Source organism: Plantactinospora sp. KLBMP9567 (genome assembly GCF_033446045.1).
Taxonomy (GTDB): Bacteria; Actinomycetota; Actinomycetes; order Mycobacteriales; family Micromonosporaceae; genus Plantactinospora.
Genome location: NZ_JAWQRR010000018.1, coordinates 109277 through 119918, shown reverse-complemented (window position 1 = coordinate 119918; position 10642 = coordinate 109277). Strand labels below are relative to the sequence as shown.

General features: G+C 72.7%; 7 protein-coding genes. 3 read left to right on the top strand and 4 right to left on the bottom strand.

Translation table 11 applies throughout. The features are described 5' to 3' along the window. Positions 1 to 7 precede the first annotated feature (7 nt). Entirely contained in the window at positions 8 to 1228 is a 1221-nt protein-coding gene (locus R6Y94_RS13730; protein WP_318396208.1) for an amino acid ABC transporter substrate-binding protein, read from the bottom strand. 123 nt (positions 1229 to 1351) lie between these two features. On the opposite strand from R6Y94_RS13730, the gene R6Y94_RS13725 reads away from it, so the two are divergent. Continuing rightward, on the top strand, positions 1352 to 2383 hold the full coding sequence (locus R6Y94_RS13725; protein ID WP_318396207.1) for a LacI family DNA-binding transcriptional regulator: 1032 nt from the start codon (positions 1352 to 1354) through the stop codon (positions 2381 to 2383). Positions 2384 to 2582: 199 nt separating this feature from the next. Here the strand turns inward: R6Y94_RS13725 and R6Y94_RS13720 are convergent, their stop codons facing one another. Both R6Y94_RS13720 and R6Y94_RS13715 read right to left on the bottom strand, forming a co-directional pair. Beyond that, on the bottom strand, positions 2583 to 4964 hold the full coding sequence (locus tag R6Y94_RS13720) for an FtsX-like permease family protein (RefSeq protein WP_318396206.1): 2382 nt from the start codon (positions 4962 to 4964) through the stop codon (positions 2583 to 2585). After that, on the bottom strand, positions 4961 to 5653 hold the full coding sequence (locus tag R6Y94_RS13715; RefSeq protein ID WP_318396205.1) for an ABC transporter ATP-binding protein: 693 nt from the start codon (positions 5651 to 5653) through the stop codon (positions 4961 to 4963). Before R6Y94_RS13715 ends, R6Y94_RS13720 begins: the two co-directional genes overlap by 4 nt. A 210-nt stretch (positions 5654 to 5863) precedes the next feature. On the opposite strand from R6Y94_RS13715, the gene R6Y94_RS13710 reads away from it, so the two are divergent. Together R6Y94_RS13710 and R6Y94_RS13705 are read left to right on the top strand one after the other, a co-directional pair. Further along, entirely contained in the window at positions 5864 to 7207 is a 1344-nt protein-coding gene (locus tag R6Y94_RS13710; protein ID WP_318396204.1) for a sensor histidine kinase, read from the top strand. Further along, the gene (locus R6Y94_RS13705; protein ID WP_318396203.1) at positions 7204 to 7872 is read left to right on the top strand and encodes a response regulator transcription factor; all 669 of its coding nucleotides are present in this window, start codon (positions 7204 to 7206) and stop codon (positions 7870 to 7872) included. Before R6Y94_RS13710 ends, R6Y94_RS13705 begins: the two co-directional genes overlap by 4 nt. Before the next feature lie 88 nt (positions 7873 to 7960). On the opposite strand, the gene R6Y94_RS13700 is transcribed toward R6Y94_RS13705, so the two are convergent. Then, a complete protein-coding gene (locus tag R6Y94_RS13700) occupies positions 7961 to 10339 on the bottom strand; it encodes a family 20 glycosylhydrolase (protein ID WP_318396202.1) in 2379 nt (792 codons plus the stop codon). Positions 10340 to 10642 lie beyond the last annotated feature (303 nt).

Sequence of the window (10642 nt, the reverse complement as noted above, 5' to 3'; positions counted from 1 at the left end):
CGCTACCTCACCAGGCCGGCTTCGGGTAGACGATGTCGACTTCCTTCGCCTCGGTGGGCAGGACGATCTGGATCTGCCCGCCGACCCACTGCTGGATCATGTGCGCGCCCTGCGGCTTGCCGGTGGCGTCCCAGGTGAGCGGCCCGACGACGGTCTCCACCTTGTTGCCGCGGATCCAGTCGACCAGCTTCTGCTGGCACTCCCCCTGCTCGGCGCAGCCGACCGCGCTGACGGCGGCGGCCACCACCTGGCCGGTGGTGTACGCGTTCGCCTCGTCCTCCTCCGGCGGTGAGCCGAACTGCTCCGTGTACTTCTGCACGAACTCGACGTTGCTCGGGTACGGCGCCTTCTGGGTGTAGCCGGTCGGCGCCAGGATGCCTTCGGTCTTGTTGCCGATCGCGGCGGCGAACTCGGGGCTCGTCGGTGCGGTCGAGAAGGCCGCCAGCTTGGGCTGGTAGTTGAGCTGTTGCAGGGCGACGATGAGGTTCACGCCGTCCTGGTACTGCGAGCCGCCCACCACCATGTCCGCCTTCGAGGCCGCGATCTTGGCGGCGATGGTGCCGAAGTCGGTGGTGTTCGGCGGGTACACCTCGTCCACGACGGTACGCACCCCGCCCGCCTCCAGCTTCGCCTTCAGCCCGTACGCGGTGCCCTGTGCGAACGGGTCGTCCATGGCGGCATACGCGACGGTGGTCGGTCGCTGGCCGGGCGGCAGGGCGAGCAGGTATTCGGCGAGGTGGTTGTAGTGGTCGTCGGCGACCGCCGGTGCCGCGTAGAACAGGTTCTTGAAGCCCTGCGTGAAGACCTCCTTCGCCGCGCCGGCCGGCTCCACGAAGAGCATGCCGTACTCCTGCGCCACCCGGGCGGCCGGGACGACGAGGCGGGTCGAGAAGGGACCCACCACGATGTCCACGTTGTCCTGGCCGATCAACTGCTCGTAGTCGGCCACCACCCGGTCGGCGTTGGACTGGTCGTCGAGAATCTTCAGCTCGACCTGCCGGCCGAGCAGGCCACCCTTGTCGTTGGTGATCTTGGCCCAGGCCTCGTAGCCGCGTTGCACACCCTTGCCGGGCTCGGAGAAGTCCCCGGTCAGCGGGAGCGAGATCCCGACCAGGATCGGATCGTCGGAGGAACCCGACCCGCCGTCGTCGCCACAGCCCGCCAGCAGAAGTGCCACCGCCGCGCCGACGGCCGTTGCCCATCGTCCGCGTGTCGCTCGGGATGTCATTCCTGACGCTCCTTCGCAGAGGTAACGAAAGCGCTTACGGAAGCGCTTTCGTACCATAGGCTGTGGCCTGCGTCACTTGCAATAGTTACCGCTACGGTCGTTGATGTTTCCCGGGAGTTACCGATGCCGAAGCCTGGCGGGCGGCTGCGCCTCGTCGACGTCGCCGAACGGGCCGGCGTGTCGCTGGCGACCGCCTCCCGGGCGCTCGCCGGCCGGGACGGCGTCAGCCCAGCGGTCGCCGACCGGGTCCGGCAGGTCTCCCGGGAACTCGGGTACGTGGCCAACCCGTACGCCCGGACCCTGGCCGGCGGCGTCAGCTCGACCGTCGGACTCGTCGTGCACCAGGTCGACGACCCGTACTTCTCCGAGATAGCCGGCGGGGTCATCCAGGTCGCCGACGAACAGGGCCTGCTGGTGCAGATCTGCCACTCCGGCCGCGACCCCGAGCACGAGCTGCGGCAGTTGCGGCACCTCATCGCCCAGCGGGTCGGCATCGTCGTGATCGCCGGCTCGGGCTACGACGACCCACGGGTCCAGGCCGAGGCGCGGCGCGAACTGGCGGCGTACCAGACCCTGGGCGGGCGGGTCGCGGTGATCGGCCGGCATCCCCTCGGGGTGGACGCGGTGCTGCCCGACAACGAGGCCGGTGGGCGTGCCCTCGGCGAGCACCTGCTGGCGCTGGGCCACCGCCGGATCGCGGTCGCCGCCGCGACCGGTGGACTCACCACCGTCATCGACCGGCTCGCCGGAGTGGCGGCCGCGCTGCGCCGGCACGGGCTGACCCTCGACGAGCTGCCGATCGTGCACACCGACTTCACCCGGGACGGGGGCCGGATCGCGGCCGAACGGATCCTGCGGGAGCATCCCGACACGACCGCGATCGTGGCGCTGAACGACTCGATGGCGATCGGGGTGCTCTCGACGCTGCGGGCGCACCGGGTCGGCGTACCGGACCAGGTCTCGGTGGTCGGTTTCAACGACGTCTCGGTGGCCGCGGACCTGGCGCCCGGTCTCACCACCGTCCGGCTGCCGATGACCGACATGGGCCGGATGGCCCTGGAGCTGGCCCTCAAGCCGCGCTCGAAGCGACCACGGCGCCGGCCGACCGGACACGCGCTGGTGATCCGCGACTCGACCGGGCCGGTGCCCGGCTGACGCCACCGGGTTGTCGCCCGCCACGTCCACCGGACGGATGCGACGCGCCTGCCGGGGTGCGCCGCGCGGTCACGGCGCGGACGGCGCCCCGGCAGGCGGACCGGACCTCCCTGCCGTGCCGGGTGAAGCCGCGGGGCTGTCCGGGCGCGGGTTCGGTCTGTCCGGGTGAAGGTTCTGGTCTGCCCGGCGCAGGTCCGGGCTATTCGGTGCGCAGTGCGGTGGCGGTGCGGGTGCGGGCGGCCCAGCCGGCGGGCAGCAGTGCGCCGAGCACGGCGATGAGCAGGCCGCCGAGGCCGAAGAGCACCAGCTCGGCGGGGTGGTAGATGTCGATGACCGAGGCGGGCAGGTTGAACCCTGCGGCATGGCCCATCTCGGCCACGATCATCCGCTGCATGACAACGCCGACGGGTACGCCGACGGCGCCGCCGATCAGCCCCGTGACGACGACCGAGGCGACGACCATCATGATGATCTGCCGCGGGGTCATCCCCAGGGCCTTGTGCACCCCGAGATCGTGCACGCGTTCCCGGGTCTCCAGCACGACCATGTTGAGTACGCCCAGCGCGGCCACGGTGACCAGCATCAGGGTGAGCAGGCCGGTCAGCGTGTTGATGATCAGAAGGATCTCGTCCGCCTCCTGCTCGACGACCTCCGCGGTGGCTTCCACCGACGCCAGCGCGGCGTTCAGCGCCTTGACGTACCCGGCCGGGTCGGTGCCGGGAGTGAGGGTGATGTGGTATTCCTGGGGCCGCAGGTCCGGTTGGCTGGCCGCGAGTGTCGCGGCGGCGGTGAGCACCTGCATGCCTCGGGACTCGATGTTGAAGACCTCGCCGACGATCCGGGCGTCGATCCGCCTGCCACGGTCGGTCAGGACGATGCTGTCGCCGACCCGGGTGTCGGTGGCGGTCAGGAACGGTCGGGAAACCACGATCTCGCCGGGTTGGCCGAACCAGCTACCGGAGATCATCTGGTAGCTGTCGGCGTGGCCGTCGCCGGTGAAGGCGAGGACGCTCAGCGCACTGGTGAGGCCCGGCGTGGTCACCTCGGTGTGTGCGACGCCGCTGTACCGGCCGGTCCCGGGCTGTGCGGTGATAGCCGCGACCACCACCACGGGGTCCGGTGACGGCGGCGGCCCCAGAGCGACTCTCGGTGGCCCCGGCGGGGCGCCCCCGGGTGGCGGCCCGGAGATCGCGCGGCCCGGGTGGATGACGACGTCGCCATGGCTCTCCGTGGCCTGGACCTCGTTCAACGAGGCGCCCAGCCCTACCGCGAAGGTCGCGGCCGCAGCCCCGAACGCGATCGCCGCGACGATGGTGGCCGTCCGGAGCACCCGGGCGAACGGCTGGGCCAGCCCCAGGGTCGCCGGTCGGGGCAGCGGAAGTCGGGCGGCCAGCCGGGCGGCCCACTGCCCCCGGCCCGGGCCGGGGGTGCGGCCGACGGCGAGCACCTCGACGGTGCGCAGCCGCCCGGCCCGGGACGCCGCCGCCCAGGCGGTCGCGGTGACCAGGGCCAGCGCCCCGGCCAGCACCAGGAGGTTGACCCACGGGGTGACGCCGGTGTCCGTGGTGCCGTAGACCTCGTTGGTCTGCGCCAGGACCGGGACGACCAGCAGGTTGCCGGCCACGACGCCGAGCACGGCGCCGACCACGGCGGGGATCAGCGTCTGCGCCGTGTACGCCCGGACCACCTGGTGCGGGGTGAAGCCGAGGGCCTTGAGGACGCCGATCCGGTGTGTTCCGGTGCTGACCGCCCCGGCGATGACGTTGCCGATGATCAGGACCGCCATGAGTACGCCCAGCACCCCGAACGCGATGAGGAACGGCACGAACAGCAGCGTGCTGCCGGCGCTGTTGGTCCTGGTGGTGAGCCAGGACCGTGCTCCGGTGAACGCCCCTGTGGGCACGCTCGCCTCGATCGCGGCGCGACCCGAGTCGATCTGGCCGGCGGTGTCGCTCGCGGTCAGCCGGTAGAGCATCTGGTACCCGGCGGTCGCCCCCGGAGCGGTCAGCGCCGCGACCTGCTCCGGGGCCACCCAGCCACCGGCGGTCTCGCTGACCGACCGGGCCACGCCGACCACCGTCAGGATCGGACCGCCGGCCGGGCTCGTCAGCGTCAGCGCGTCACCCACCTGCGGCTGGAGGCTCATCGGGAGCCGATGGTCGGCGTGCAGCACGATCTCGCCGGGGGCGGTCGCCCACCGCCCCTCGGTCACCGTCACGGCGTCGACCGGTCCACCCGCACCGGCCCGCCCGACCACCGTGATCGGCCGCTCCGGCCCGCCGTGATCGTTGGCCGGGGTGATCGTCGCGGTCGGGAACGGGCCGGCCGCCGCCGCGACCCCGGCGGCTCGCGCGGACGCCGACAGTTGCGCCGCCGCGGCCCTGGCTCCGTCGAACTGTACGGTCAGGTGCGCGCCGTTCTGCTGGGCGAACGCCCGCTCGAAGGGAGCCGTGGAGGCCACCATCAGCGACCCGCCGAGTACGGCGGCGGTCACCGCGATCATCACCACCAGCCCGACCACCACCGTCTGCACCCGGCGACGCCCCACGCCGGACCGGACCACCCCGCCCAGCGCACTCATCGGACCGGCTCCATCGTGCTGTCGGCGGCGACCCGGCCGTCGACGAGCCGGACGGTCCGGGTCGCGCACGACTGCGCCAGGGCCAGGTCGTGGGTGACCAGGACGATGGTCTGGCCCTCGGCGTGCAGGTCGCCCAGTAGGCGCCGGACCTCCTCGCCGGAGGCGGTGTCCAGCGCACCGGTCGGTTCGTCGGCGAGCAGCAGCGCCGGTCGGTTGACCAGGGCTCTGGCCACCGCGACGCGCTGTCGCTCACCGCCGGAGAGCCGCCCCGGGTAGGCGGCGGCGTGCCGGTCGACGCCGAGCATGCCGAGCAGTTCCATGGCGCGCCGCCGGGCGGTGCCACGGGCCGTCCCGGCCAACTGCGCCGGCAGCATGACGTTGTCGACGACGGTCAGGTCGTCGAGGAGGTTGAAGAACTGGAACACCATGCCGATCTTCGCCCGCCGGTACCGGGCGGAGCCGGCCTCACCCAACTCGTCGACGCGGACACCGGCCACGGTCACCGTGCCGCCGCTCGGCCGGTCCAGCCCGGCGACCAGGTTCAGCAGCGTGGACTTGCCGCTGCCCGACGGCCCCAGGACCGCGACCGATTCCCCGGCGGCGATCCGCAGCGACACGGCGTCCAGCGCCGGTGGCCCCTCGTCGTACCTGCGGCTCACGTCGTGCAACTCGATCACCGGTGCGGTCATGGCGGATCTCCTTCTGACTCGTGCGGCTCTGGCCGCTCGAAGCTAGGTCCGCACCGGGACCGCGGGCGTCGGCCACCGGAGTCAAATCCGGTACCGCCCCGGGATGAGACGGGTCCGGGTCATCCCTGCGGCGTAGTCCATCGAGGTAGCCCGGGTGGTTAGCTCGGCGGATGTCGCGAGCCGGCAACGGTGGGCAAGAATGACCAGGTGATGAAGGGGGCGACGGCCGGCCGGCTGTGGGCCTGGCTGAGGCTGCTGCTGCAGCCGTCGGGTCCGCTGCCGACGCTCTCGTGGCGCGGCCGGGCGTTCGACGTGATCGTGGCGCTGGGCCTCCTGCTCGCCGCGATCCGGGAGGGTGACAGCCAGGACCGGGAACACCGTGCACCCGCGGTCAGCTTCGACAACCAGGACCTGGCCGAGCCGATCCCGCCGCTGGAGCCGGATCCGCCCCGGGGCCCGGTCCCGCCGATGCCGGACCCGTTCCTGCCGATCGAGGACTACGAGATCGGCTCGACGGTCGTCATGCTCGTCGTGGTGGTGCTGCCGTTGGTGCTCCGCCGCCGCTATCCGCTCGCGGTGCTCTGGACCGTCCTCGTCACGGCCCCGCTGGCCAGCGACTACAACGCCGCGCTGCGGGTTTCCTTCTACGCCTGCGTCATCGCCGCCTACACGGCCGCCGTGTACAGCCCGTACCGGGTGCCGGCGCTGGCGAGCCTGCCCGTGGCGGCGTTCCTCTACACCCAGATCCGGGAATCGGCGGTGCCCACCGTCCCGGACAACGCCGTCCCGTTCCTGATTCTCATCCCGATCGTCCTCGCGGCCAATGGCCTGCGCCGGTGGAAACGGCGGGCCGACGAGGACCGTGCCCGGCTGTCCAGACTCGAACACGAGCAGGCCGAGGCGCTGCGTCGCGCCGCCGAGCACGAACGCGCCCGCATCGCCCGGGAACTGCACGACGTGGTGACCCACAACGTGAGCGTCATGGTCATCCAGGCCGGAGCGGCCCGCAAGGTCATGCGGACCAGCCCCGACCAGGCCCACGACGCGCTGCTCTCCGTCGAGGCCGGCGGTCGGGCCGCGATGGCCGAACTGCGCCACGTCATGGGGCTGCTCACCATGGACAGCGACGGCGGGGACCCGGCCGGCACGGGCGGCCTGACCCCACAGCCGGGCCTCGACCGGCTGGAAGCACTGGTGCAGCGGGTGCGCGATGCCGGGACACCGGTCGAGCTGACCGTGTCCGGCCAACCCCGTCCGCTGCTGCCGGGAATCGAGCTGACCGCCTACCGGGTGGTCCAGGAGGCGCTGACCAACACGGTCAAGCACGCCACCGGGGCGAGCGCGACAGTCCTGGTGGAGTACGGCACCGAGCAGCTCCGGGTCGAGGCCACCGACACCGGCGGCACCCCCGGCGTCGCGGCCGGCACCGGCAACGGGCACGGCCTGATCGGCCTGCGTGAGCGGTTGGCGGTCTACGGCGGGACCCTGCGCGCCGGGCCACGCCTGCGCGGGGGCTACCGGGTCACCGCACGAATCCCGCTGGAGGCACCATGACCGCGCGGCTGCGCGTCGTCGTCGCGGACGACCAGGCGCTGGTCCGTACCGGCTTCCGGATGATCCTGACCGCCGACGGCATCGACGTGGTCGCCGAGGTGACCAACGGTGCCGAGGCCGTCGACGCGGTCCGGCGTACCCTGCCGGACGTCGTCCTGATGGATGTCCGGATGCCGGAGATGGACGGGCTGGAAGCCACCCGGCGCATCCTCACCGGTGGCACCGGCGATCCACGCGTGATCATCCTGACCACCTTCGACCTCGACCACTATGTCTACGCGGCGCTGTCCGCCGGCGCCAGCGGCTTCCTGCTCAAGGACGTCACACCCGAACATCTGGTCGCCGCCGTCCGGATGGTCCGGTCCGGCGACGCGCTGCTGGCCCCCACCATCACCCGGCGGCTCGTCGAGCGGTTCGCCAGTCGCAGCGCCGATCCCGCCGCACCGCACCGCGACCTGTCCACGCTGACCCCACGCGAACTCGAGGTGCTGCGGCTGCTGGCGCAGGGCCTGAGCAACGCCGAACTCGCCGCCCGCCTCCACCTCTCCGAGGCGACCGTCAAGACCCACGTCGCTCGCATCCTCGGCAAACTCGGGCTCCGCGACCGCGTCCAAGCCGTCGTCGTCGCCTACGAGACCGGCCTGGTCAGCCCCGGCGGCGGATAGCACGGCCCAGGGCGCCGGTGAGGGTGCGGGCGGTGGTCTCCCGCCACCGGTTCGGCCCCCGGGAGTCGTTCCCGGGGGCCGGGTTCGGTCAGAGGTCCCGGCACTGCCCGGTGGCCGGGCCACGCACCGTGTTGGGTACGCCGTTGTCCACCGGTGCCGGGGTGTTGCCGGTGCAGACCAGCGGACCGCCGATGGTGTTGCCGGCGATCACCGGCGCCGGGCCGGTGCCGGTGCCGGTGACCACGAGCGGGCCGCCGACCCGTACGCCCTCGATGCCGAGTTGTCCGGTGGTGCCGGTGACGGTCACCGGACCGGCGACCGAGCCGCCGAGCAGTTCCAGGGTGGTCGCGCCGCTCGCCTGCACCGGCCCCCGGACCGACGCCGCGGTGGCGATCAGCGAGCCGCCCGGCCGGACGGTCACCGGGCCGGTGACGGTGGCGCCGGCCAGGCAGGTCACCCCGGCCCCGACCACCAGCGGGCCGCTGTGCCGGCCGGACAGCCGGCTGGTGCAGGTGTCGACGGTGACGCTGAACCGGGCGCTGCTGGTGACGCCGCCCGGCCGGGTCGCGGTGACGGTGGCCCGGTAGACGCCGTCCCGGGCGTACCGGTGGCTGGCGGTGGCGGTGTAGAGGCCGTTGACCCTGGTGACGGTGCCCGCCGTGCCGCTGACCGTGGCCGGGGAGCTGCTGCCGTCGCCCCAGTCGACGGTCGCGGTCACCTGGTCGGGCGCGACCCCCGGCGCGGAGATCGAGGCGAGCGCGCCGCCGACCGTACGCGTGTCGCTGTGCACGTCCGGCGCCGCCACGTCGACCCGCCACGGCACCTGCGGGGACGGGTGGAAGTTCTGGCCCTGGAGCTGCCAGCGCGGGCCGTGCCCGGCCAGCCGGTCGACGAAGGAGGCCAGGTTGCGTTCCGGGTGGACGTTCGGCGACCAGCCGATCTCCGCCGTCGCCGGCAGCCGGGGGAACGCCTGGAACTCGATGTCGGCGCCGGTGAGCAGCGTCTCGGACCAGATCGGCGCCTCGACGCCCAGGATGTGCGCGTCGGTCACCGCCGGCAGGGTCTCGCCGTTCACGGTGCGGGCCGGGATGTAACTGCCGGGGTCGCTGCTGGTACCGGACCAGTGGTAGAAGTGCGACACGTCCAGGGTGCCGGCCCAGCCGAGCCCGAGCGGGCTGCCCGGCCACTGCCGCATGTCCAGATAGGTGTGGTTGGCCGGGGACATGATGACCCGCATGCCCTTCTGCACGGCCCGGCGGGCCGTGTCGCCGCCGGCGCCGGCCGGGTTGCCGTTGTTCCAGAACTGGGCGATTGCCGGGGCGGCGCCGGGCCGGTCGAAGTTCGCCTGGGAGATCTCGGCCCAGCCGATCGCGGTCTTGCCCTGCGCCGTGACCAGGTCGGCCAAGCGGTCGACGAAGCCGACGAACCGGTCGTGCGAGAGTATGGACGCCGGCACCTCGTCGCCGCCGAGGTGGTAGTACGGCCCGGGGGTCAGGGCGCTGAGCTGCGCGACGATGTCGGTGAGGATGGCCCAGGTGTTCGGGCTCTCCGGGCAGAGCGCGCTGTAGCCGACGGCCCCGGTGAGGTTCCAGACCGGAGGCGTACGGTTGCTGCAGTTGACGTCCGGCAGCACCGGATCCGCCTCCGGGCCGGCGTACGACATGATGATTGCGTTGGTGTGCCCGGGCGTGTCGACCTCGGGGATGACGGTCATGAAGCGTTCCGCCGCATAGGTGACGACGTCGACGTACTCGGCCTGGGTCCAGTGGCCGCCCGGGTCGTTGTTGATGGAGAACTGCGCCCCGATCTCGGTGAGTTCCGGTCGGCCGTCGATCGCGATCCGGAAGCCCTGGTCGTCGCCGACGTGCAGGTGCAAGGTATTGATCTTGTATGCTGCGGCCTGGTCGATCAGCCGCTTGACCACGGCCGGCGGCTGGAAGTGCCGGGCGATGTCGAGCATCACGCCCCGGTAGCCGTACCGGGGGACGTCCTCGATCCGGACCCCGGAGACCGTCCACGGTCCGGGTCGGACCGTCCGGCTCTCGATCCACGGCGGAAGCAACTGCCGCAGCGTCTGTACGCCGTAGAAGAGACCGGCCGGGCGGGCCGCCGCCAGCCGTACCCCGGCGGCGGTGATGTCGAGCCGGTATCCCTCGTCGCCGAGTTCGGCGGCGGCCACCAGGCGCAGCTCGATGTCGCCGCGGCGCGGCGCGGCGGCGGTGACCGGTAGCGGATAGCCGGTGGACGGCCGCAGCAGCGCCGCCAGTCCGTCCGCGACTCCGGCGGTCTCCGCGTCGCCGTCGGGCCCGACCACGATCCGGCTCTGCGGAGCGAGCGTGAAGGTCTCGCCCGGCACCGGGACCGCGCTGGCCGGTACCGGGACGACCTGGGCCGCCCCGCCCGGCACGGCGACCGCCCGGGCCGCCGGGGCGGCGAGTTGGCCGGCCAGCGCGACGCTGGAGACCACGAGGGTGATGCCGAGGACGGCCCGGCCGAGCCGGCCCGGCCCGCTCCGGGCGGTACGCCTGGGTCTGGGTGGTGTCGACCAATCCGGCCGGTGCGTCGCACCTTTCTCGACCTCCCGGTGCGGTCGGCCGTGGCCGCAGGTAAAAGTCGGGGTGCGTCCGCCGCGCTGTCCAGGGTGGAAAAGGCTCATTGTCACGCCCTCCTGCTCCGGCTGGGCGGCGTCCGCCAGGCACCGGCACGTCCCGGTGACCCGGGACGTTGCGGGCGCGGACGGCGGTCGATCGCCACGGATCTGGGTCATCGA

Coding starts and splice junctions, on each gene's coding strand:
- R6Y94_RS13710 (WP_318396204.1), top strand. CDS start 5,864: ATGAAGGGGGCGACGGCCGGCCGGCTGTGGGCCTGGCTGAGGCTGCTG.
- R6Y94_RS13730 (WP_318396208.1), bottom strand. CDS start 1,228: ATGACATCCCGAGCGACACGCGGACGATGGGCAACGGCCGTCGGCGCG.
- R6Y94_RS13725 (WP_318396207.1), top strand. CDS start 1,352: ATGCCGAAGCCTGGCGGGCGGCTGCGCCTCGTCGACGTCGCCGAACGG.
- R6Y94_RS13705 (WP_318396203.1), top strand. CDS start 7,204: ATGACCGCGCGGCTGCGCGTCGTCGTCGCGGACGACCAGGCGCTGGTC.
- R6Y94_RS13720 (WP_318396206.1), bottom strand. CDS start 4,964: ATGAGTGCGCTGGGCGGGGTGGTCCGGTCCGGCGTGGGGCGTCGCCGG.
- R6Y94_RS13715 (WP_318396205.1), bottom strand. CDS start 5,653: ATGACCGCACCGGTGATCGAGTTGCACGACGTGAGCCGCAGGTACGAC.